Annotated in this window: 25 protein-coding genes; 24 read left to right on the forward strand and 1 reads right to left on the reverse strand. The window is 40.7% G+C overall.

Translation table 11 applies throughout. The features are described 5' to 3' along the window. The first annotated feature begins 126 nt into the window (after nucleotides 1–126). The 10 genes from metA to AB5706_RS12865 all read left to right on the forward strand — a co-directional run bounded on the left by metA (nucleotide 127) and on the right by AB5706_RS12865 (nucleotide 6,615). Nucleotides 127–1,068 carry a homoserine O-acetyltransferase MetA gene (gene metA / locus AB5706_RS12820; RefSeq protein WP_118584044.1) on the forward strand — a complete coding sequence of 314 codons (942 nt, stop codon included), beginning with the start codon at nucleotides 127–129 and terminating at the stop codon, nucleotides 1,066–1,068. A gap of 435 nt (nucleotides 1,069–1,503) precedes the next feature. Then, nucleotides 1,504–1,677, forward strand: a complete 174-nt coding sequence (locus AB5706_RS12825; RefSeq protein WP_173719018.1) for a hypothetical protein — start codon at nucleotides 1,504–1,506, stop codon at nucleotides 1,675–1,677. Continuing rightward, nucleotides 1,653–2,216, forward strand: coding sequence for a hypothetical protein (locus AB5706_RS12830; protein WP_215661302.1), 564 nt, complete (start codon nucleotides 1,653–1,655; stop codon nucleotides 2,214–2,216). The genes AB5706_RS12825 and AB5706_RS12830 overlap by 25 nt, the downstream gene beginning before the upstream one ends. A 114-nt stretch (nucleotides 2,217–2,330) precedes the next feature. Continuing rightward, nucleotides 2,331–3,278 carry a ParM/StbA family protein gene (locus AB5706_RS12835; RefSeq protein WP_177968944.1) on the forward strand — a complete coding sequence of 316 codons (948 nt, stop codon included), beginning with the start codon at nucleotides 2,331–2,333 and terminating at the stop codon, nucleotides 3,276–3,278. Continuing rightward, on the forward strand, nucleotides 3,275–3,625 hold the full coding sequence (locus tag AB5706_RS12840) for a hypothetical protein (RefSeq protein ID WP_177968943.1): 351 nt from the start codon (nucleotides 3,275–3,277) through the stop codon (nucleotides 3,623–3,625). The genes AB5706_RS12835 and AB5706_RS12840 overlap by 4 nt, the downstream gene beginning before the upstream one ends. 17 nt (nucleotides 3,626–3,642) lie before the next feature. Further along, nucleotides 3,643–4,038 carry a zinc ribbon domain-containing protein gene (locus AB5706_RS12845; RefSeq protein ID WP_347161073.1) on the forward strand — a complete coding sequence of 132 codons (396 nt, stop codon included), beginning with the start codon at nucleotides 3,643–3,645 and terminating at the stop codon, nucleotides 4,036–4,038. Between the two features lie 382 nt (nucleotides 4,039–4,420). Then, entirely contained in the window at nucleotides 4,421–4,852 is a 432-nt protein-coding gene (locus AB5706_RS12850; RefSeq protein ID WP_173719708.1) for a sigma factor-like helix-turn-helix DNA-binding protein, read from the forward strand. A 2-nt stretch (nucleotides 4,853–4,854) separates the two neighbouring features. Further along, the gene (locus tag AB5706_RS12855) at nucleotides 4,855–5,037 is read left to right on the forward strand and encodes a helix-turn-helix domain-containing protein (protein WP_173719710.1); all 183 of its coding nucleotides are present in this window, start codon (nucleotides 4,855–4,857) and stop codon (nucleotides 5,035–5,037) included. A 272-nt stretch (nucleotides 5,038–5,309) separates the two neighbouring features. Then, the gene (locus AB5706_RS12860; RefSeq protein ID WP_347161074.1) at nucleotides 5,310–5,531 is read left to right on the forward strand and encodes a hypothetical protein; all 222 of its coding nucleotides are present in this window, start codon (nucleotides 5,310–5,312) and stop codon (nucleotides 5,529–5,531) included. Nucleotides 5,532–5,607: 76 nt separating this feature from the next. Further along, complete coding sequence (locus AB5706_RS12865) at nucleotides 5,608–6,615, forward strand: phosphoadenosine phosphosulfate reductase domain-containing protein (protein ID WP_368366123.1); 1,008 nt, start codon at nucleotides 5,608–5,610, stop codon at nucleotides 6,613–6,615. Between the two features lie 33 nt (nucleotides 6,616–6,648). Here AB5706_RS12865 and AB5706_RS12870 read toward each other — a convergent pair whose 3' ends face one another. Then, nucleotides 6,649–6,897: a helix-turn-helix domain-containing protein gene (locus AB5706_RS12870; protein WP_173719716.1), complete on the reverse strand. Its 249-nt coding sequence runs from the start codon at nucleotides 6,895–6,897 to the stop codon at nucleotides 6,649–6,651. A 172-nt stretch (nucleotides 6,898–7,069) separates the two neighbouring features. On the opposite strand from AB5706_RS12870, the gene AB5706_RS12875 reads away from it, so the two are divergent. The 14 genes from AB5706_RS12875 (at nucleotide 7,070) to AB5706_RS12940 (ending at nucleotide 23,680) form a co-directional block, all read left to right on the forward strand. Further along, the gene (locus AB5706_RS12875) at nucleotides 7,070–7,570 is read left to right on the forward strand and encodes a hypothetical protein (protein ID WP_347161076.1); all 501 of its coding nucleotides are present in this window, start codon (nucleotides 7,070–7,072) and stop codon (nucleotides 7,568–7,570) included. Nucleotides 7,571–7,816: 246 nt separating this feature from the next. Beyond that, nucleotides 7,817–8,200, forward strand: a complete 384-nt coding sequence (locus AB5706_RS12880; protein ID WP_227199209.1) for a hypothetical protein — start codon at nucleotides 7,817–7,819, stop codon at nucleotides 8,198–8,200. A 72-nt stretch (nucleotides 8,201–8,272) separates the two neighbouring features. Continuing rightward, nucleotides 8,273–10,645 (forward strand): hypothetical protein, encoded by a 2,373-nt coding sequence (locus tag AB5706_RS12885; protein WP_347161077.1) that lies wholly within the window; start codon nucleotides 8,273–8,275, stop codon nucleotides 10,643–10,645. Between the two features lie 3 nt (nucleotides 10,646–10,648). Next, nucleotides 10,649–12,712, forward strand: coding sequence for a transglycosylase SLT domain-containing protein (locus AB5706_RS12890; RefSeq protein ID WP_347161078.1), 2,064 nt, complete (start codon nucleotides 10,649–10,651; stop codon nucleotides 12,710–12,712). 11 nt (nucleotides 12,713–12,723) lie between these two features. Beyond that, on the forward strand, nucleotides 12,724–13,548 hold the full coding sequence (locus AB5706_RS12895; RefSeq protein WP_347161079.1) for a hypothetical protein: 825 nt from the start codon (nucleotides 12,724–12,726) through the stop codon (nucleotides 13,546–13,548). 22 nt (nucleotides 13,549–13,570) lie between these two features. After that, nucleotides 13,571–14,065 (forward strand): hypothetical protein, encoded by a 495-nt coding sequence (locus AB5706_RS12900; RefSeq protein WP_177968933.1) that lies wholly within the window; start codon nucleotides 13,571–13,573, stop codon nucleotides 14,063–14,065. Further along, nucleotides 13,962–16,787 carry a TraG/VirB4 family ATPase gene (locus tag AB5706_RS12905; RefSeq protein ID WP_347161080.1) on the forward strand — a complete coding sequence of 942 codons (2,826 nt, stop codon included), beginning with the start codon at nucleotides 13,962–13,964 and terminating at the stop codon, nucleotides 16,785–16,787. The genes AB5706_RS12900 and AB5706_RS12905 overlap by 104 nt, the downstream gene beginning before the upstream one ends. A gap of 211 nt (nucleotides 16,788–16,998) precedes the next feature. Continuing rightward, complete coding sequence (locus AB5706_RS12910) at nucleotides 16,999–17,556, forward strand: DUF5697 family protein (protein ID WP_118580531.1); 558 nt, start codon at nucleotides 16,999–17,001, stop codon at nucleotides 17,554–17,556. 73 nt (nucleotides 17,557–17,629) lie between these two features. Further along, entirely contained in the window at nucleotides 17,630–18,268 is a 639-nt protein-coding gene (locus AB5706_RS12915; protein WP_347161081.1) for a DUF6100 family protein, read from the forward strand. Nucleotides 18,269–18,409: 141 nt separating this feature from the next. Beyond that, nucleotides 18,410–19,480, forward strand: coding sequence for a hypothetical protein (locus tag AB5706_RS12920; RefSeq protein ID WP_347161082.1), 1,071 nt, complete (start codon nucleotides 18,410–18,412; stop codon nucleotides 19,478–19,480). Nucleotides 19,481–19,507: 27 nt separating this feature from the next. Continuing rightward, nucleotides 19,508–20,524, forward strand: a complete 1,017-nt coding sequence (locus AB5706_RS12925) for a DUF6017 domain-containing protein (protein WP_347161083.1) — start codon at nucleotides 19,508–19,510, stop codon at nucleotides 20,522–20,524. After that, nucleotides 20,517–22,433 carry a VirD4-like conjugal transfer protein, CD1115 family gene (locus AB5706_RS12930; protein ID WP_347161084.1) on the forward strand — a complete coding sequence of 639 codons (1,917 nt, stop codon included), beginning with the start codon at nucleotides 20,517–20,519 and terminating at the stop codon, nucleotides 22,431–22,433. The genes AB5706_RS12925 and AB5706_RS12930 overlap by 8 nt, the downstream gene beginning before the upstream one ends. After that, nucleotides 22,423–22,719 carry a hypothetical protein gene (locus tag AB5706_RS12935; RefSeq protein WP_215661291.1) on the forward strand — a complete coding sequence of 99 codons (297 nt, stop codon included), beginning with the start codon at nucleotides 22,423–22,425 and terminating at the stop codon, nucleotides 22,717–22,719. Before AB5706_RS12930 ends, AB5706_RS12935 begins: the two co-directional genes overlap by 11 nt. Before the next feature lie 598 nt (nucleotides 22,720–23,317). Next, nucleotides 23,318–23,680, forward strand: a complete 363-nt coding sequence (locus tag AB5706_RS12940) for an MmcQ/YjbR family DNA-binding protein (RefSeq protein ID WP_118580540.1) — start codon at nucleotides 23,318–23,320, stop codon at nucleotides 23,678–23,680. Nucleotides 23,681–23,701 lie beyond the last annotated feature (21 nt).

Genomic DNA, 23,701 nt, shown 5'->3' on the forward strand with positions numbered 1-23,701 from the left:
ACTGTATTGAATATATTTTTACAGAAGAGAAGAGTGGAAGGACACAACATTTTTATAACTTGTTTGTGCCTTGAGCGAAGCGAAAGGAATGACAAAAAGTATGTATAATAGTAGGAGGAAATTGCAATGCCAATTAAAATACAAAGTGATCTCCCGGTAAAGGAGATTCTGGAAAAAGAAAACCTGTTTGTTATGGACGAGAACCGTGCTATGCACCAGGATATCCGTCCGATTTATATTCTGATCTTAAATTTAATGCCACTGAAAGAGGAAACCGAGCTTCAGCTTCTTCGCTCTCTTTCCAATACTCCTCTGCAGGTTGACGTAAGCTTTATGGCAGTGGAGTCCCATCAGGCGAAAAACACTTCCAGGAGTCATCTGAACAAATTTTATCAGACTTTTTCTGAACTGAAAGATAAGAAGTTTGATGGAATGATCATTACAGGAGCACCGGTAGAGCAGATGGAGTTTGAAGAGGTTGATTACTGGGAGGAAGTTACCCAGATCATGGACTGGTCAGAGACTCATGTGACATCTACCATTTTCCTGTGCTGGGCTGCTCAGGCTGCGCTCTACCATTTCTATGGACTGAAGAAACGCAAGCTGGATAAGAAAATGTTTGGCCTTTTCTGGCACAAGGTAATGAACCGCAAAATTCCGCTGGTCAGAGGGTTCGATGATATATTTCTGGCACCTCATTCCCGACATACAGAAGTTCCTATTGAAGCTGTACACGCCTGCAAAGACCTTACTGTCCTTGCAGAATCCGACGAAGCAGGCCTTTTTCTTGCCATGGCAGAAGACGGTCGCAAGATTTTTGTAATGGGTCACCCGGAATACGACCGTGTCACCCTGGACGGCGAGTACAAACGTGATCTTGGCAAAGGGCTCCCTATTGAAATGCCTGAAAACTACTACCGCGACAACAACCCTGAAAACGGTCCGCTTCTGATGTGGAGAGCCCATGCCAACAATCTGTATACAAACTGGCTGAATTATTACGTCTACCAGAGCACCCCGTATGACCTGTACGGAACACCTGATTTTTCCAGTATTTCCAGGGGTTAAGAGAGTTGCGCATTTCACGTAAATTATTATAATTTCACGCTATTTATTACGAAAATGGAGTAAAAATGGAGTACTAGAGGTGTGAAAATGGGGTATCAAAATAAGAATGTAAAAGGTGTGTAAATGAATATTTTTTATAAATTTTGATGAATAAAAATACATGAATAAGTCCATGGGTTATTTGATAACTTATGGGCTTATTTTAGTGTTTGGGACAATTTTTAGCCCAGATATTATTGGGCTTTGTTTTTAGAAAAAGAGAAGATGCATTATTGGTGCGATTGTATTTCAATGTGGTTCTTATTTCAAATCAAAAAAATCTTAAAAAAATCGCATTTTTTTTCCATTTTTTTACACATTTCGACAAGTAATTCCATTATTTATAATAGGAGAGTATAGTACCACTCCATAAAATTAGAAACGGAGGAATCAAAAATGTGGCATTTTTGGCTTTTTTTCTGGATCCTGCTGGCAGTGGTAATTATACTCATGTATTGCTGCCTTGTTAGAGCTGGAAAAATGGACGACGAAATGGAGAAGGCGTTTAGAAAATTAAATGAAAAGAGAAAGGATGAGACAGAGCTGTGGCAAGGGGAAGATCAGGAGTAATTTCAAAGGAATATAAGGGGGAAGAAAATACTGCCTATCATGACGTTATTAAATTATTCAAAATTTATCGGGCTGTAAACTGGCAGATGCAAATTAAAATTAATCAGGTTAAACGTCGATTCCATATGGAGTATGGTACAGACGTGGATGAATTCTTAGAAAGCATTTATCAAGCGGGAATGGACGTGGAAAGAGATTTGGCATCTGAGAAAGAGCGTGTAGAGGCCATCAACCGATCAAACCAATATTTGCGTTTAATTGATGAAGCCGTTGATCTTATGCGAAGGTACCATCCGCAGGGGGAGCGGTATTATTGGGTACTTTATTACAGTTATTTATCGTCAACAAAACCAGAGAACATTGATGAAATCCTGGACAAGCTGGAACCACATTTTCCGCAATATGCAAGAGTTCACAGGACTACATATTTTCGTTGGCGTGAACAGGCTTTTGAAGCTGTAGGAAGCATATTATGGGGCTATGAGGGAGAAAGTGAACGTGTACTGAAGCTGGTTTGTGAAGATTACGTAGAAAAATAATTATTTCCAAAATCCTATTGACACAGATTTTCCAAAATCTCTATAGTGAAATTGCAAGGACGCAAAAAAGGCGTATAGCAATACTATATTTGGATTTTGAAAGGAGAAATACATATGATTATTTCAGTGGATACCGGTAACAAACACATGAAAACAGAGAACTGTGAGTTCAATTCCGGGGTGGAAATTTTGGATACACTGCCAGGAGATATGGAAGAGGTGATTGAGTACGAGGGGAAATATTATGTGACAACCAACAGACGAATTTCGTATATGGAAGATAAAATTGCTGACGAACGATATTTCATTTTGACGTTATTTGCTATTGCAAAAGAGTTATCTTATCGAGAAAAAAACGAAGGCTTACTTTCACAAAATTTACAGGAGATTGAGCTTCTGGTAGGACTGCCGCCTGCGCATTATGGGAAACAGCGGAAAAAATTCAGGGAGTATTTTTATCGGAATGGTGAAGTGATTGAATTTGCCTATAAAGGAATTCCATACCGAATTGTTTTTAAAGAGGTAAAAGTCTACATACAGGCATATGCAGCTTATTGTCTTCTGGCGGTGAAGAAACAGTTATCGGTAGTACCGAAGGTCTTACTGATTGATATTGGTGGGTTTACCGTCGATTACATGGTTTTAAGGTTCGGACAGCTTGAAATGGAGTATGTCGATTCTTTAGAAAACGGCATAATCCGGTTGTATAACACTATAAAAGCTGCGATACGACAAAAATACAGTATTCTTTTAGATGAAGAGGACATTGATAATATCATTCTGGAAAGAGGCGGTGTCTATAAAACAGAACTAAAAGAACGTGTACGTGAGATTGCAATTGGTTACGTGACAGAATTGCTTGGCAGGTTTCGTGAGCTTGGAATTGACTTTAATACCACGCAGACCATATTTCTTGGTGGTGGCTCTATCTTAATGGCAGAATTTATTCAAATTGTATGGAAACGATATGGTGGGGAATACAGCGTTATTAATGATACAAAGGCAAATGCAAAGGGATACCGCCTACAGTATCAGGTTGAGAAAAAGGAGGAGCGTAAATGAGTAAGAAAAATGAGTACCGTTTCAATTTACGCTTTGATGAAACAGATGAAGACCATCGGAAAGTCTGCCAGTTTTTGAATGACTATTGTGGTAGCAGAAAGAAAGCGCGTTATATTGTTAAAGCGGTATTGGCTTACTGGAAATTAGAAAATAAGTCAATTGAATTGACATCAAAACCACAAGTTATCTCTGCTTTGCCAAAGGAACAGTCAGTTCCTTTGGCGGTAGAAGAGGAAAATAATAAGGAAGATCACTTTGTAAGCATAGACGGAGACTATGAAGCGGATGAAGCAGAGGTATCATTGATGCTGAAGAACTACCAGATGTTTAATAATTCGGAAGAATAAGAAAGAAGGTATGTGTAGTGCTGAATCTTAAAATATTAAGTGTTATTTGCGGTATCGAACTTGTTGGAGCAATAGGGAATGTTATGGGGGTTGTAGCAGCAAATGAAATTTTGCTTGGAGGCACCTGCTTACTGGCAGGTTATACTGTTTATTTAGGAACTGAAAATTTTCAAAAGAAAACATGCCCGGAGTGTAAAAGTAAAATTAGAAAGGCATATAGAATTTGCCCGGAATGTGGACATCTTTTTCAGAAAGGGCTGTCAGAAGAACAATTGACAGATGTTATTGAAAAGGAAAAAGAAGACGATATGAGCTCCGAGCAGATTGATAGGGTATTTGAAAAAGTAGACACTCTTTCAATAGAAGAAATCAAGGCCTATGATTCAGAACTGGATGATTTTCTAAGAAAATAGTATTTTGGGTGTTTGGCTTGGCTGTAAAAGAAAGTGTTAAATTGCATAAATTAATTATACAAAAATTGTGAAAATTCTATGAAATAATGATACCAAAGATTTTTTGAATCGTATTATATATGGAATGTAAAAGAAAATATAATTCCTGGTTTCATGTTAATGTTTGCGATTATCACTATTGCGGCATGGATCAATCAGGCAGGAGGAAACAAAAAATTCATAAAACGCAGAAGGATACTCAACATTACCTGGTTTGTGCGGACTACTGGAAAGCTATTTCAGTAGTCTGTTTTAATTGTAAAAGTCGTTGTTATTATGACAAATTGCAAAGGGCTCCGCCAGCTGAAGAAGGTTTTACATGATTACAAATTAGGGGGCAATAATGCCAGATAAAATAGATAAAGAACTAAAGAGAAAGTTTGGAGCGTATTTAAAAGTTGCAATACTGAATGCAAAAAAAGAATACCTGATAGGGCAGACTAAAATAATCAAAACAGAGACATCTTTGGATGAGGTTGATTCTATTGAGGATGAGGCTGCAGAACGTATGTTAGAGAATGTCTGTATAGATTATAAAATCGAAGATGGTGAAGAATTTCATGCAAGAGACGTATTAAATAGTATTGAGGATCCCACGCTCTATTCTGCCATTTCTGCTTTAAATACACTTCAGATTGAGATATTAGTATTGCGGTGTATTGGAAGTAAAACTTTTCGTGAAATTGGGGAACTTGTAGAAATCAGTGAGTTACATGCTAAAGATATATATTTCAATACACTTACAAAACTAAGAAAAATCATAGGAGAAAAATAAATATGGGATTTAGTGAACTTCTTAACAGGGCAAAAACGATGGATGATACTGCGATGGTTCAGATATTAGAATTATATAATCCGCTATTATATAAATATGCAAACGTAAACAGTCGATTTGATCAAGATTTATATGAGGAGTTTGTATACCGTTTGATTATATGTGTTGTGAAGTTCCCATATTAATAAATATAATAATACAATATATTGTATTATATGGTTGACAAAATAACTATATATAGATATTATAAATATGTAATCATTTTTGTTTCTGGATTCAGAAACAGATATTTTGTTCAGGCTTATGGCCTGGAGAAAAATTTTAACCAATCATATGTACAAATAAAAGCATAGAAAGACATTGATTTATTTGAAGAATGAATGTCGGTTCTGTGCTTTTTTTGTGCGCAAAAAAGGAGGTGGCTTAGTTGAAAAATTATCAGAAAGGAGGAAAGCGAATGAAATTTAAGCCCATGATAGTATTATATGGATCTGTGATGCAGCCATTGAAAGAAGGACAGAAAGCTCACTACTGTCAGAATGGATTGTGGCGTTCAACTGGAAAAATCATGCGAGTATTGGAGCAGAATGATGAACGTGTAAAGTTTGAGACAGATACAGTTTGCTACTGTATTAATTTCTATGAGGAGGGCACTGGTGTTGTAGCACTGGCTGCATAGGGACGAACCTACGGATATTTTCTTTCAATATCCGTAGGTTAATGGAGCTGAATAAATGTACATTCTTCAGGATGAATTGAAATTAAATGAGTGGCAATTTAGTCAGCGGAAATACCTGCCCTATGAAATAAAAGTGAAGCTTGCAGAAGCGAGAATACGTGAATGGTATGAAAACTGGTATGGAGAGGTATATCTAAGTTATTCTGGTGGGGTGGATAGCACAGCGCTTTTATATATGATACGAAAAGTATTAGGGGATGAGATACCAGCTGTATTTTCGAACACAGGCCTGGAATTCCCAGAAATTGTACGGCACGCACGTAAGGCAAGTGGTAACTATGTAGAAATTTATCCTAAATGGAAGTCTGGGAAACGGGCTTATTTTTCGGAAGTTGTGGATCAATTTGGTTTTCCTCTTATATCAAAGGAGACTGCGCTCAAAGTACGTAAACTTCGTCATGGTAATTTGAGTGACCGTTATCGTAACTATTTGCTATATGGGGATGAGCGTGGGAAATTTGGCGTATTAGCTAAGAAATGGCGATTTTTTCTTGCTACGGAATATGAGATAAGTGAAAAATGCTGTATTATTTTGAAAAAGGAACCATTTGCCAGATACGAAAGAGAAACTGGCAGGAAGCCTTATATTGGAATTACGCAAGATGAAAGCTTTGTAAGAGGACATTTGTACGCTAAAACAGGATGCAATGTTTATACTGGATCTACTATAAAAAGTCAGCCACTTGGTCCCTGGACAAGGCCAGATGTGTTACGTTATATTGTGGAACATGATATTGAAATCAGTTCTGCATACGGAGATATCTGGCAGGATGAGTTTGGACAGTACTATACAACTGGTGAACAAAGAACTGGTTGTATGTTCTGTGGCTTCGGCGCACATTTAGAGGCTGAACCAAACCGCTTTCAAAGGATGCTTATTACACATCCAAATCACTATAATATTTGCATGAACTTAAAAAATAATGGAGTACGGTATGAAGATGCTTTGCATGATTGCGGAATACCAACAAAAACATGGGAGCAGGCAGGACAATTAAGCCTTGATTTAAAAAATGCTGCTTAGAATGAAATCGAGCCCGGTTGGATAATACCGGGCTTATTTTGGTTCTTCCAGACCTTCAAAAAATGCGTCGAAGGAACAGTTATATATTTTTTTTAATTCTAATAGTACACTGATTTTTACATTAAGCTCTCCATTCTCATATTTGGCGTAAGTTGTGCGGCCAATGTCACAGCCATTTCGCTGGAGTATGGCACATAACTTTTCCTGGGAGATTCCGTATTTGTTGCGGAGCTTCTGAAGGTTTGGTCCAATGCTGATATCACATCTTAGTTTTTGTTCCATAAACATTCCCCTTTTTGACCAGTATAGGTGTCAATGCTGATGTTTCTATTTTATGAAAAAAGAAAAATTATATTGTCCGTTATACTGGTCAAAACAAGGAAAAAGTGATATAGTAATAAAAAATATGGAAGGAATACAGATAAGCTATTTTACCTGTATATGAAAATGAAAAATGAAATTTGAAGCATTTTATAAGGAAGCATATGATGCAGAAATGGAAGAGCTATTTTCTGATCATGCTTCAGAAACAGAAAATAAGCCATCAAAGGATTCCTGTGATTTGTTAATGAAAAAAGCAGATCTGGAGTTTTCTCAGTACAAGTTAGTGAAAAGTGAAAAATGTTATGATTATTTGCTGGGAAATCTTTATCCAAAAGCTGCCGAGATTGCAAAGATGCAGGGCGGAAATCTGATATTAGACATTGATGAAGAGAGGCACACAGGAAAGCTGGAATACTGGGGAGCTTTTTTGATGAGTACATCGGGAGACACATTTCTAATGGATTTTCTTGTATCTGCAATGACAATGGCAGATCAGTTTTCATTTGAGGTAAAAGACTCTCTTTTACATTTGGAGTTTTTCTTTGAATTATATAATCTGGTAAAGATGAAAGATTATTCCAAGGAGATTGAACAGCTGGGACTAAAAATCAAAAAGTTAAATACACGGTAGTGTTTTGCTATCCAAATGAAGCTATAATGCAACCGTTATGGAATTGACATATGATTTCGTAACGAATAGAATAATACTATAAAGTTCTGTGCATGCGGAACCTGGTGCATGAGAGAGCCAGGAACTTTATAAAAAGTATGAAAAGACAGCCATTAGAAAAGTGGTTGTCTTTTTTTTCGCCCGGATTGCACAGAAGGACCTTGTAAGAAGCTGATCTTCCGGAGTTTAGTTGAAGGGAGGAAGTCTATGGAAAAACAGAAAGTAAAAGATGAAATTGCTGCACGTTTTGGAAAGAAAAACTGGCTTGTAAAAGCGCTTCCAATTGTATACTGTGTGACAGGTGTACTTCTTATGACCGCAGTACCCGTGTATGCGGATGACATTTTTGCAACTGCGAAAAATGCAATGCAGACGGTTTATACAGACGTAGCTGGCATTGCAACTGTGGCAGCTGTGGTTTGTGCGGCAGTATGCCTTTTTCTAATGAATTTTAGCAAATCGGGACGAACTGTGGATGAATCCAGATCCTGGTTAAAAAGGATTGTTATCTGCTGGGCGGCACTTATGACATTGGGTGCGATTGTAACGTATCTGGAAAAGATCATTCCACAGAGTATGTTTACGGGATGATCTGAAGAAAAGAAAAAGCCGGAGCTCTCCCGGCACAAAAAGGAGGGTATCTATAATAGATATGAATGAAACATGAGCTGGCTGCTGGATCTTCTGGTAGATGCAGTCAAAGAAATGGTATCTCAGTTTATCATCGATATGATGGGACTGATTACGGATGTATTTACAGATTTACTATCCTGTAACCTCTCCCTGTTTGAAGAACTGTTTTCTGTAGTAGGAAGTCTGTACCAGAATGTGATTGTCCCTATGGGAATTGCTTTGTTACTTATGATCCTGATCTGGCAGCTGTTTAAATCCATGTTCGGGAAGGTTGGAATAAATGCTGAAGAACCAATCGAGTTAATTGGACGTTCTTCCATCTGCTTGTTCTTTGTGGTTGCCTCAAAGCCTGTTATTAATTACATATTGAAAATTGCGGGAACGCCATATCAATGGGTGATTGGAACCGACATCAAGGTGCAAAGTTTTTCGGAGTATGTAACTGCCTTAGAGGGGATTACAGCACCGCTAGGGCTTGGGACAGTCAGTATTGCAATTCTAATGCTTATCATGCAGTTTGTGGTGGCTTGGAACTACTTTAAAATGTTGTTCATTATTGCGGAGAGGTATGTCTTACTGGGCGTATTTTCCTATACAGCACCGCTGGCATTTGCAACCGGTGGATCTAAGTCCACGAACAACATCCTTGCATCCTGGTCGAAAATGTTTGGTGGACAGGTAGTTCTGATCATCTTAAATGCCTGGTGTTTAAAGATGTTTTTGTCTGGTTATGGAAATATGATGGCAAGCGGTTATGGTTTCACGAAGTTTTTTGTAGCAACTTTGTGTCTGGTGGGCTTTTGTAAAATTACATTCAAGCTGGATTCTTATATGGCGGCGTTAGGTGTGAATCTTGGACGGCCTTCCCCTGGCATGGGAGCACTTGGAGCAGCTATGGCGGCACAGCGTATTTTTTCACAGGCAGGAAGGGTATTTTCTGGAACGGATGGAAGTGGAAACGGTACAGGAAGATCTACGAACATGGGAAACACAGACCCCACAAATGGCTTTACCGGACCGGCGGGGCCTATCCCTATGAATCCCTCTGGTGGAAATGAAGTGGATATCGAATCTTTGTTTTGGGGTGGGGATTTTGATACGGAATATCCAGAAAAGCATGGGAATGCTGCTGGAAGTGTCAAGAGTGTGAATCATTCAAATACTGCTTCAGCAAATGTGCTGGACGAACTGGGAATTCATGCAAATGGAACGGAGTCTTCTGGTACATCTTATGTGTCTGGGACAGCCGCAACTGCTGTAACATCTGCAAGTGAAATTGAACCTGGGATGGAATCCGATGATTTCGTAGAACCGAAAGGGACTGTAATGGATCTGAATACGGGAAGCTTACCAGAATATCAGGAAGCTTTAGGCAGAGAGGCTGTTTCTTCAGAAGGTGTTACTACAAACGAAACTATGGAAGATGGATTCTCCGAAACATTATCAAGTGTAAATGGACTGGGTGAAATGGAGAATCCAGGAGAACCTGATTTCCCGGATGGAAAAACCACAGCCCGGAGTGATTCTATGTCTTTTGAAGCGCAGCAATTTGAAGGAGCATCTGCATTTAGCAGTGATAATGGCATTATGGCAGAACTTGGTGAATATCCAGCTTCGGAGACAGGCATGGGGACTTCGGATTATGCAATGGAAACGGATCTTGGAGGAGGCATTGGTAACAAAAGGCAGGAAGAAGGCAGAAATATTCCTTCTGATGGAAAAGGAGAACGATCTTATTCTGCCAGTGGTTTTGAAGCGGATGTATCTGGCCACTTAAATAGCAAGTATTCAGGTTCAGATAAAAATACTGCTGGTGAAAACGGATTTTCTTTTGATTCCAGAGCGGATTTTGGAATCCTGGACGCTGTGTCTGGAAATGAGAGTGTTCATGCAAGTCCAGATACGGAGGTAAGCTGCGCGAATAGTTTTTCAGAAGAGGTTGGAAATGCTTCTGGTAACGTGTCGGATGTTCCCAAAATGGAAACGCCTACATATTCGGATTCTGGTATTTCCGGGAATATAGAAAGTGAGCAGCAGGTTACAAACATGGGAGAGTCTTCTGCACAATCAGCAGAATCTGGTGACCTTGGAAATTATTCTACAACTGGAGATTTCGCTATAGACGGTTTAAATGGCATAAATGAACCTGAAGAAAGTTATATTCAGGAACCAGACGAATACCTGGAACAGGATAATCTGGATCCAATCGAAGAGGCAAATGACAGCTTTACACTTTCAGAGGAAATAAATGGTATGGAAGAAATCCAGACGGAGGATGCACAAATGCCTATGAATATGGAACTGCTACGCAATCCTCATAGAATCCTGGAAATTCCAAAATCAAGAAGTGAGTTAAGAGGACAGAAACAGGGTACCAGAGATACCGGAAGCTTGGAGGATTAAGCTATGGATGACGAAAGACAAGAGAGTTCCCCTCTTGATGAGGGGAGTGAAATGATCGCTCATTCGGCACAGGCTGCTTATGCGGTATCGGCAGCTGTAAAAGCTGGTGGAACTGCTTCTGGTGTGGCAGCCGGGACTGCTATGGCAGGGCCGCTTGGAACATTAGTAGGAACCTTGGCTGGCAGCAAAACAGTTTGGAAGGTGTTTGGTGCTATATTTCTATTTCTTTTTTTGTGGATGTTTATTATTGCAAACATGATCGGAATTATATTCAACTATCTGGGGTTTGCAACCGCGGATTCCTATGCAAATGAGGCACAGTCCAACCAGCTTGCAAATATCAGGAACAGAGCGGAGCAAATTCTGCAAAACGCAGATTATCAGAATGAGATTTTGCAGATCATAGGACAGCAGAGGGATTTACATTTGCAGGAAATCCAGGCAGACCAGATGAAAAAATATGCGCATGCTACTTTGGTTGTGGTGGATGAGTTTGAGACAAAACTAAAAAGAAGCTTATCCTATTATCTGTCTGTTATGCTCATGGATAAATGCGACAACAGCACCATATCTTCTTTCCTTGGATATTCAAATGTTCTGGGACTTGATATGGACACCAACCTTTCCAGCCCTTATGATGCCTATTTTCAGGAAGCTGCCAGGACCTATAATGTGCCAGTGGCACTGCTTCTTGCAATCTGTAAAACGGAGTCTGATTTTAATCCGAATGTGGTATCAGGTGCTGGGGCAATAGGCTTAATGCAGCTTATGCCGGAAACGGCGGCTTCCCTTGGAGTATCCAATCCTTATGATCCGTACCAGAATATTATGGGCGGCGCCAAATTCATCAGCCAGCTGGTAGAGCAATTTAAAGGCTATTCCAATGGCTTAGAGCTTGCAGTCGCTGGATATAATGCAGGACCTTATGCAGTTATCAAATATGGTTATCAAGTACCGCCATATTCCGAAACCCAGGCCTATGTCAAGAAAGTGTTAGGGCTTGTCGAGATTCACGATAGTACATCCGGTACTTCCACAGAAATAAAAACAGATCAGGAGTCCCTGGAGAAATCATATCAGGTGTTAAAGGAGGCTGTCGCACAAAATGTGGACAGCTTTTTTTCGTGGACTGTAACAGATGAATGGGAAGGCCAAATGGAACAGAAAGTCTACTGTCTGGATGTGAATGGAAGCCGGGCAGAAACAGATGAACAGACTTATCGGCAGGTCCTGGAGCAGGGAGGCAATGTCTGGGAAGAAAAGAGGACAGTAACGACAAAGGTTGTAGAGTACACTCTGGCATTGATCTTGAACACACAGCTGACAGGAAGCAGCGGCTATCAATATAAATATGTGACAAATGAAAGCACATTCAATTTTGTATTAAAGCTGTTGGAATACCTGCAAGGCGGTGTAGAAGCTGTCAAAAATGCCCTTTACAATGTCTTTCACTGGACGGACTTTCTGACTGGCGGAACCAGTGGGAGTGATACCTATATCGGTAATATTGATGCGACTGGGGATATTATTACCTATGACACGGTGGGAAAGGGTGTCAAAAAAGTTGTGTACTATAATCAGGGAGAAGATCCCTGGGCTACCATGTCTTATGGAGCCAGTACAATTAAAGCCTCGGGATGTGGTCCAACTTCCCTTGCCATTGTAGTTTCAACCTTAACCGGGCAGACGGTGACCCCGGAGATGACCTGCGCGTTTTCCATTGCAAACGGGGAATATATCTATGGCCTTGGGACATGCCACTCCTTCCCGATGAATGCAGCTCATCACTGGGGGCTTAACTGTGAAAGGGTAGGAAAAGACCGGATGGGGGATATTGTAAATGCCTTAAAAGATGGAAAAATGGTTGTAGAAATCTGCGAAGCCTACACCATAACGGGAAGTGGAAGCGGGCATTTTATTGTTCTGACGGGTGTTACTAAAGATGGCTATATCACCATTGCCGATTGTGCCAGTAGGGAACGTACTGGAAAAGTGTACAGCGTGGAAACGATTGCTTCTTACGGTCGTGACCTGGCAGATGGAGCCTTTTGGATCATTGGAAAATGAGAGGTGGGATTATGGACAGACATTTGAAATATTGGTTGCTTATGGGACTATATTCTTCTGTATTACTGGCAATGCCAATTACGGTACTTGCAAACACGAACACGCAGAATTCTACAGATCTTCCCCAGATTGTTTCCTGGGATGACGGACATGGATATCTGGAAAGTGGAGAAATGCTTCGGAATGGCTGGGGCTATGATACCGTCAATCCAGCTGGAAAATATGTGCTCTTTGATGAAGAGGGTGCTATCCTTAGACGCTCGGAATCCATGGAAGCAGGGGTGGAGGATAATTATACAGGTACCGAACAGGTTCCGGCAGTCATTGCATTTCGGGCACAGGTTTTTGACGGATTTGCTGGTACGATAGAGGCTATTTTAGAAGAACAAAATGGGGTAACCCAAACGGTATTCCTAAATGCGGACAACTTCTATGAGTGGAATCTGTCCACTGGAAGTGGAACTTATCGGATTCAGTCTGTAAGTGCAACGGAGGGAGATCTGTCTTTTGTAACAGAGTTTTCGAATATGTATCAGAATCTTCCAGAAGAAGGTCTCCTGGTGCAAAAGATTACAGTAACAGAGGTCGTTATAGAGAAAATCCCTGCAGCAGGGGAAGAATCTCAGGCTGCAGAGAAAAATGAAAATCCTATTGATGAAATGAATGTGCTTCCGCAGAAAGGACAGGAAGAGGAGACAGAGGGGATTTTAGAAAATCAAGCACAGGAGGTGAATATCGTGGATGCAGTAAAACAGAAGAATCCATTTATACTGCTCGGCGTAGGGGTGGCTCTAATTGCCGCAATCGGTGGCCTGATATGGTCTAAAAAGAGATAACAGGAAAGGAGCTTCACAAAAAATGACACAAAATGACCATTCAGACGTATATATCATTCCACCTAATTTTGTAAGAGATGGAACTTTGTTCTCTGGAAGGGCAGAAGCCCGAAATGTGGTAGAAGCAGCATTTTTGGCACTCGTTGGAATCCGCTTTTTAGTATTTTTAAATCTTGGAATAAAAGGGAAGATTTATGTCGGGATCATCCTGATTCTGCCGCTTGTGATATTGGCAGTAATCGGTGTCCAGGGCGAAAGTCTTTCCTCTTTTCTTATTCAGCTGTTTTCGTATATGGTGAAAAGGCGTGTTTTAACTGCACCAAGCGGTCAGTACCGTTTGAAACGAAACCGCCGTATCCGGAAACAGCAGAAGAAACGCTGCAGACGGGAACATAAAAAGAGAAAAAAGGAGGGTGGCAGAGATCGGAAGCGAAGTCGAAGAACTGAAGAGAAAACTGAAGGAGGCGAAGAAATCCGAGAAACTCGAAAAAAGGGAAAAACGGCAGCAGGAGCGTGAGCGAAAGAATACTGCCAGACTTCAAAAACGCCAGGATGTGCAGGAAGAAAAACTTCGGAAAAAAGAAGACAGATTACAGGCGCAAAAAGAAAAACGGGAAGCTGTCGCCCGGTTCCATGAACAGGAAGCAGAAGAACGCAGCCTCCGGAAAAATCTGGCTGTGCAGACAGAGGAAGAAACTGTAAAGGAAAAACAGCCTATTCCGGTGAAAGATACAGAACCGGTAGAAACAAAAGGCAGGGAAGAGAACGCCGGTGACCTGGATATTCTTCCAGTGACCTGGGCTTCGTCCTATTTGCCAATCAGTCAGATAAAAAATGGAGTGATTCAAACAAAAGATGAAAGGTACATTAAGATCATTGAGATTTTACCTATTAATTTTCTGTTGCGGTCGGCACCTGAGAAAAGAAATATCATCTATTCTTTTGCCTCTTATCTGAAAATTGCACCGCCCAATTTACAGTTCAAGATTTTATCCAAAAAGGCGGATATCAAGGATTACATAGAGAAGATACGAAGAGAAGCAGAACAGGAACCAGATGAACGATGCCGGATCTTACAGGAGGATTATACAAAGCTCCTGACACAGCTGGGAACCAGGGAAGCCATCACACGGCGTTTCTTTCTCATTTTTGAATATCCGTTAAGCGGAACCAAATCTGTAAATGAAAGAGATATGTTTTTATACTTGCAATCGGCGGTACAGACTGCGAAGAAATATCTTGCCATGTGCGGAAATGTGGTCCTGGAGCATAAAAACGAAACCCGGTTTTGTGTGGAAGTGTTTTATCAGCTCTTAAACCGGGATACGTGCCTTAAGACAACGCTGGATGAGCGGATTGAAAAAGTACGGAATCATTATATTCTGGAAAATGGGAAAGAAAGTGTGGCAAAAATTCCGGTGACAGAGCTGATTGCACCAGATTCTTTGAATTTTAAAAGCTATAAATATGTGATTCTGGATGGCATTTATCATGCCTACCTCTATATCCCATCTGGCAGATACCGTTCCAGGGTGCCGGCTGGATGGCTTTCCCTTCTCATTAACGCTGGTGAGGGAATTGATATAGATTTGTTTTTCTTTCGCCAGGATAAAAATAAAAGCATGGAGCGGATCGGGCGGCGGATCCGTTTGAACCGCTCCAAAATAAAAGATACTTTTGATTCCAACAGTGATTTTGACAGTTTAAGTGAATCCATTCAGGCAGGTTATTACCTGAAACGTGGACTCTCTGGAAGCGAAGAATTTTACTATATGAGCACCTTAATTACCGTTACAGGGCATAGTGCGCGGGAAGTTGAATGGCGCTCAAAAGAGATGATAAAGCTGTTAAATTCGCAGGATATCGGGGTGTCCAAGTGTCTATTCGGGGAAGAACAGGGATTTTTGTCCTCTCTTCCCCTGTTGTGCCTGGATAAGAAAATCTATGAAAGATCCAAACGAAATGTTCTAACATCAGGAGCTGCGGCCTGCTATCCATTTACTGCCTATGAAATGTCGGATAAAGATGGTATTTTGATGGGCGTGAATAAGGCAAACAGTTCCCTTGTTCTGGTGGATATTTTCAATACGTCTGTTTATAAAAATGCCAATATGGTTATTTTCGGGACTTCCGGTTCTGGCAAGACCTTCACCATGCAGCTTATGGCACTTCGTATGAGAAGAAAAAATATCCAGGTATTTATTATCGCCCCGGATAAGGGACACGAATTTGCCAGGGCCTGCAATAACATTGGTGGCACATTCATTCAGATTTCGCCAGCATCTTCCAATTGTATCAACGTTATGGAAATCAGGCAGTCTGATAAAGCTACCAGTGAGCTGTTGGATGGATATGTTTCGGAACGTTCAGAACTAGCCGTGAAGATCCAAAGCCTGCATATCTTTTTCAGCCTTCTGGTACCAGATATGACGCATGAGGAAAAGCAGCTTCTTGATGAGGCTATGGTGATCTGTTACCAGGAAAAGGGAATCACCCATGATAACCAGAGTCTGTTTGATCCGACAAAGCCAGGGGGTTATAGAAAAATGCCAATCCTGGGAGATTTACACGAAGTCCTTCTTCGAAAGGAAGAGTGTAAGCGGCTTGCCAATATCTTAAATCGTCTGGTGAACGGTTCCGCAGCCAGCTTTAACCAGCAGACGAATGTGGATCTGAATAATAAATATGTGGTACTTGACATTTCTGAATTATCAGGAGATCTGCTGATTGGAATGTTTGTAGCACTTGATTACGTATGGTCTCGGACGAAGGAAGACCGAACCAGAGAAAAAGCAATCTTCATTGATGAAGCCTGGAAGCTGTTGTCCTCTAATGAACTTGCAGCTGACTATATCCAGGAAATCTACAAAACCATTCGTGCTTATGGTGGAGCTGCAATCAGTGCCTCACAGGATCTTGTTGATTACTATGAGTTGAACGGAGGCAAGATTGGAAGAGGAATCTTAAGCAACGCGAAAACCAAAATCATTTTAAACCTGGAGGTGGCAGAGGCAGAGCTGATACAAAAGGAACTGGATTTATCAGAAGCGGAGTTTAATTCTATTGTTCACTTTGAGAGAGGTTGTGGACTTATTTCAACAAATAGCAATAACCTGGTTGTAGAGTTTAAGGCAAGTCAGTTAGAAAAGGATCTGATCACAACAGACCGGAAGGACCTGCAGAAATTAAAAGGCAAAATTCAAAAGTATGGGGAATCCGCTTATGGGAACACGGAATGACACATAAAGGACGTATAGAAAACGTATTGAATACAGCATTCATGACGTATTCGTGTTTGAAAAAAACAGTAAATGTTATTAATGACGTATAGAAAGACACTTATAAGACGTATTATCACAAAAAATGTGAATGTTGTTATAAATGACGTAAAGAAAACGTCCTTTATGCGTCATAGAGATAATTGAAAAGATTGGCTGGAGGTATTAAAAAATGGAGAATAAACAAAGACCTGTCATTGCTGAAACCAGAGAGCTTGTGCAGAAATACCATGTTTTGGAAAAGGCACAGATTTATGCTTATTTTGCATTAGATGGCAGGGATCATTTTGTTGGAAAAGCATTTAAGGCGTTGGAAAAAGAGCGGCAGGTTTTCATTCATCCAGAACTGGAAGTGGTGGCAGCAAGTGAGGAAGCAATTGCTGCTAAGGATCTGGGAACTATGAAGGCTGTCTGGGTACTGGTTGATGTGATGAAAAAGAAACAAGTGGAAGAACACTTTCCTGCTTCGAAGGAAGAGTATCCGGTACGGATCGTATTCTACGGAGAGGGAGAAATCTTTGATATTTTGTATATTTCAGAGGCGGAAGTTACGGTGGTAAACAATCTGTTTTCGCGGAAAAAAATTGACAGTTGCGGACATATTATTGTAGTCGAAAATCCCGATTATATATCGGCTATTCACATAGCGGATGTGATTGGGTATTGTGTTGTGAAAGAAGGTGGGGAAGTCGAGTATTACCAATATAGTCAAGGCGGATCAGAAGAATAGTACTGAGCCGTTTGGAAAAATTAAGGACCAGCTGGATGAGACTCAGGCTTTAAGCTGGCGGATGGAGCAATATATGGCGGAGTCGCGGAATGTTCTTACTTCGTGTGTCCGTTTAAAATCGGAACTTCAATATGATTATTTCACGGAGTTAGTTCTGGAAGCCGCAAAAACATCTGAAAAATTAACCGATAAGCTTCGAAGGCTTACCTTAGAAGTGACAGTTAACCCAGTTCAATACGAAAACTACAAGGCGGAGCTTGTGACCATTCATGGAATCGAGGTGGAATTTTCTGAGGGAATCCTAAAGGTGGCATTGCCGCTTCTGGTACCCCATAGAAAGGATTTTTACACGGATTTTTTGTACAAACCATTGCATACAGCACTTCAGAACTGGTGCTTAGAACGGATAAAAAAGGCGATGGAAATCCCATCTTTCGAAGAATGCCTTGTCTGTTTTGTGCATGTTTATAATAAAAATCTGCCTTTGGTGGGGCGTGTTCGAGATCACGATAACATTGAGGAGAAACATGTACTGGATATTGTATCCAGTTTCTGCATGAAGTCAGACAGTGGTTTTTATGTGGATACTTTTCATACAACTAGGCTTGGTATGGAGGATGGCACGTTGTTATATGTGATGGATTCAAGCCGATTTCCAGGCTGGCTCCGTGAAAATAGCCAGCCTTTGGATATCGAAAAAGATGCACTTTAAGATTAGAAAAATTCGATATATAGAATAGGCATTTAAGTGCTTGAAAAATAAGGCATTTTGGGATATGAGAATCTAGAAAAGATACCCAAGTATTCAACATATAGGGTACAGATTCTTGTTGATTTTGAGTGGGAGGTAGAAATGAAAAAGGAGGATGTCTTGTTAAGAATGATTGCGGTATCAGGGGAATTGCCAGCAGGCCTGGTAGGAGAGATTGTAGGATCAGAAACTTATGCAGCAGCTCTTATTACCAGGCTGAAAAAGGAAAATTACATCTCTGTGAGAAATGCAGGAGGATATAAGGGATATGTGTTGAGGAGTAAAGGGAAAAGGTATCTTCTGGAGAAGTATGAAGAGGACCTTTCCTTTTTCCTTTCTGGATCTGCACAGACCAATCATGTGAAAAGTGAGCTGGAAAAGAGGCTGCGGCTTCATCGGATGAGCGAGGTATGGGTCTTCTTTTGGAAGATGGGTATTGAGATCTTTCAAAGCCAGAAACCAGATCTGGGAAATGGGTTTGAAAAAAGTGGGAAAAAAGCAGTGTACTATGGCAGTCTGGAATACAAAGAAAGTGCAGAAGCAATCAAGGGGTCCAGAGCCTGTGGGGTACTGATTACCGGGGATACAGCTTACGTTGTATATAATACTATGAATAAAAGAATGAAGTGGGCCAAGAAAATGGAAACTGCAATGCGAACCTGGACAGAGCGCATGCTGTTAATTGGCGGTGGGTTACGACGGGCTGATTCGCTTATCTTGGGAGATAGCATGGAATTCCTTACTGAACTTTTAAATAGTGATAGCGGTGTCAGAAAAAATCTATATCAGGTAGATGATGTGTATGAACGTTATTACTACATCCCAAGGATTTCTATAGCAAGGATTCAGATGGAATTTCTATTGACTTCCTGGAAACGGGAGAAGATGAAAAAGCTGCTGGCAACATTGGTGAAATATCCAAGACGCAAAGAATACGCCATAAGCGAAGGCTTTGATAAGAATATGCAGCCAATCTATTTTTGCCACGAGCTTGATATGCGCCATTTATGCCGCATAAAGCAGGAAATTGGCTGGAAGCAGCAGGGAACAATCATCTGCATGGATTATCAGGCGAATACACTTAGAGAATACTTTGGAAAGGAGGTGAGGGTGCGTGAGCTGAATGCAGATAAAATCATGGAATATCTGACTAAGGGCAGGGACGGAGAATAAGCCCACAGTCTAAGTCAGGAGGTGTCTATGAGTAATCTATTTGACACTGGAAGTGAAACTGTAGACAGGATGTGCCGGTTGCAGTTTACAGGAAATGTGATTCCTTCTACCTGGTATCATACGATCAAAAAAGGAACCGGAAAACCAAATCTGAATGCGATCATCATATTGGCAGATATTGTGTACTGGTACCGGCCTGTGGAAATCCGGGATGAGTCTACGGGGCAATTGTGTGGCTTTAAGAAAAAATTCCAGGCCGATATTTTGCAAAGAAATTATCAGCAGCTGGCCGACCAGTTTGGAATAACCAAGCGTGATGCAGTAAATGCCATAGTAGAGCTGGAAAAGCTAGGGGTAGTAACGAGGGTATTTCGTACTGTCAGCATCAAAGGGCAACTTTACTCCAACGTTATGTTCCTAGATCTTAATGTAGATGTATTGATTCAATTAACCTATCCGGAAACATTGGAAAATGCAGGAACAGGGGTACCAGATACCCCCTATCACTCATTTGAGGGACAGCCCCCACCGAAAAAAGTGACAGGGGTCACGGATATAAGTGAGAGGGTATCCCCGAAAAAAGTGATAGCTGTCTCCGATATGGGGGAGACATATACAAAGAATACATACAAAGATTACAACACAGATTTCTCTATCCCTTCGTATCGGCAGGTAGAGCAACAGGTAAAGCAGCAGATTGCGTATGAAAATTTGATATTGGATCATCCGCATGACGGCAGAGTCGGGGAAATATTGGGATTGATCGTGGATGTGATGACTTCCTCAGCAGAGGTAATCCGGGTGAACCGGGAAGAGAAGCCTGCAAATGTTGTAAAAGCCCAGTTTGCAAAGCTGACGAAAGAGCATGTGGATTTTGTGTTGTTCAGTATGGACTCCAATACTACAAAAGCCAGAAATATCCGGGCGGTACTTCTTACGGCATTATATAATGCGGTAAATACCATGAGCATCTATTACGACAATCTATATCAGTACCATATGGCAGAAGAAATGAGAGGGGATGAGAGGAAAAAGGATGTTTAGAAGATTTGACAAATGGAAATTATTGACTGTTGTTTGCGGGGCGGTATTATTAGCAGGATATCTGGGTGGATTTTTAAAAATCCTTTTTGGTGATGCAGATGTTGACTTAAATCCCATTCACTGTATGGCGGCAGGATGGACCAGCACCGGGGGCAGGATGTGGATTTGGTTCTCGGTTCTGGTACTCTTTTTTCTTACGGCACTTGTGATTTACCGGGGAAGTGAAAACCCATTGCAGGATGAACGAGGTTTTGAGTTGTCCGATCAGGGAACCTATGGAACCGCTGGCTTTATGAAAGAAGAGGAACAGGCGGAGATCTTAAGAGCAGATAAAACAATGGACGGCGTAAACGGAATCATATTTGGTCGGGAGCTTGGAACCGGTAAGGTTCTAAGCCTTCCGGTGGATTCCAGGCTGAACCGGAATATTGCTGTCTGTGGCTCCCAGGGTTCTATGAAATCCAGGGCATTTGCAAGGGTGATGGCATTACAATGCGTACGCCGTGGGGAGAGCATGTATATCACGGATCCAAAGTCTGAACTTTATGAGGATTTATGTGCTTATCTGAAGGAGTCAGGATATGTGGTAAAACAGTTAAATCTGATTCAGCTGACACATTCAGATGCCTGGAACTGTCTGGCGGAAATTGATGAGGGAGAGCTGATCGATGTATTCTGTGATGTTGTCATTCGTAACACCACAGACAAATTTGATCATTTTTACGACAACGTGGAGATGGATTTATTAAAAGCGCTTTGCCTGTATGTGTATGAGGAATATCCATCAGAGAGGCGGACATTTGCAGAGGCCTATAAACTCTTGCTCAATAAAAGTGTCGATATGTTGGATTCCATTTTTGAAAGACTGCCAACGAACCATCCGGCCAAAGGACCATACCAGCTTTTTGCAAAAGCGGAGAAAGTAAAAGGAAATGCGGTTCTTGGCCTTGGAACCAGGTTGCAGATTTTGCAAAATAAGCTGGTGCAGCAGATCACCAGCCACACCGATATTGACCTCTCTCTGCCAGGAAAACAAAAATGTGCGTATTTTTGTATTACTTCGGATCAGGATTCTACATTTGATATGTTGGCAACGCTTTTCACCTCATTTCTAATCATCAAATTGGTTCGTCTGGCTGATCGGACTGAAGAGCGCGTGCTGCCGGTTTCAGTAAGTTTCATCCTTGATGAGTTCCCCAACATCGGCGTGGTTCCTGATTTCAAAAAGAAGCTTGCAACAGCCAGATCCAGACGGATCGGGATGAGTATATTGTTTCAGAATATCCCACAGCTTCAGAACCGTTATCCAGATAACCAGTGGGAGGAAATCCTTGGAGGATGTGATTTCTCAATCTTCCTGGGCTGTAATGATATGACAACTGCGACCTACTACAGTGACCGTACAGGGGAGATTACCGTATCGGTGGCTTCTGTCCGGAAAAATTTCTATACCATCCGGGCAACCGATTATGTACCAGAATATTCAGAATCAAGATCCCTTGGAAAAAGGCAGTTACTTCTTCCTGATGAGGTGCTTCGTTATCCACTAAACCAAGGGATTTTAATTATCCGAGGGCATAACGTGTTGAAATTCCAGAAAATGGACTATACCGAGCATGAAGATGCAAAGAAGCTCCGATTGGAAAAAGTAGTGGAACACATTCCAGACTGGTACAAGGAATGGGAAAAGGAAAAAACACAGGAACCGCCTTTTTCACATCTGGGGCAGGATAATGAGGCATCTATTTCACTTCCACCTAAATCCAGTACGGATGAAGCGTGTGAAGAACCGCTCGCAGTAGATGCAAAGCCCAAAAGAAAACCAGGCAAAAAAACGGAGTCCAGGCAGGGTGTAACAAGAGTAGAAGATTTGTTCGTCAGAAAGGAGGTGGAAGCAGATGACAATTGACCTGTCACAGATCAAAGAGAATTCCATGGTACGGTATGGTTTTAAGATCCTTCTCATGCGGGAATTTGATATCCATATCAAAGAGAATGATTATAACAGGCTCATAGCAGCGGCAGGCTGTATTGAAATATATGATTCCATGGAAGAGTTCTTGGAAAAGAGTGGCTGGAAAAGAGATAACCCGGAACTGGACGAAAAAAGCTATTTATTGGATAACCATATTTGCAGGTATATCCAGGGAAAAGTCTGGTATTTTTCCAGGCTTCGGTACGAGAACCAAGCGTAGGAAAGAAAAGGGAAGAAAAAGTCGAATTGTTTTATAAAGCTATTGATTTTTACAATAAATCGTGCTAACATAAATAATCATAATTTGTTTTTATCTTTTAATATTTAGGTCTATCGACCGAAAAATTCAGGGTTATTTGCAGAAGAGATTGTTCGGATTTTGCAGATGGCTCTGAATTTTTTTGTAAAAAGGGCAGCAAAAAAGGAGACTTCAGAAGGAAGTAAAAGTCTCCTTTTTTGAGGTTCCTATTTGGGGACCAAAGGCCATACTTAAAATAACAAGTTGCAGCTGCGATTAGGGGCGCTGCTAAAAAACACTGTTTTTAAGTAGGAGAAAATAATGAAACAAGTATGAAAAAAACTTTTAAAAAATTTAGCATCTTAATTATAGTTGAAAAATGAAAACAAGTCAATGGACTTTGAATGAAAATTGTTAAAAATGTGAAAATTATAATCAAAAATCAGAAAATTAAAACAAAATACTTTAGGAAATATGGGAATATCCTTTGCGCCAAAAATCTTGACACGGTTTATTAGGCTCTCTATAATGATGGTGTATTTCGTTTTTTGATTTCTAAGAGTAAACTGGGGGAAGGATTTTGACAAAAGAGGCAATTTATCAGTATGTAAAAGAGCAATATGGAACAACACCGGAGCATCTTTGGAAGCGGGATCCTAAGTCAGCGGTGCTTCGGCATAAAAACGGAAAATGGTATGCAGTTTTTATGAATGTAGATAAGAATAAATTAGGAATTCCGGAAGAGGGAAGCGTAGACATTATGAATGTGAAATGCAATCCGGAGTTAAATGGGTTTATTGCACGAACCTATGGGATTAGGCCAGGGTACCACATGAATAAGGAGCATTGGATATCTGTAGTATTGGATGGCTCTGTTGGAGATGGTAAAACACTGGATTTTTTGGATATGAGTTATGATTTAATTGATACGGGAAGAAAATAATTTTTTTAAATACCCTTTAGG

Origin of the sequence: Ruminococcus sp. RTP21484sp1_RTP21277st1_D2_RTP21277_210401 (assembly GCF_040924225.1) — a bacterium.
Taxonomy (GTDB): domain Bacteria; phylum Bacillota; class Clostridia; order Lachnospirales; family Lachnospiraceae; genus Blautia_A; species Blautia_A faecis.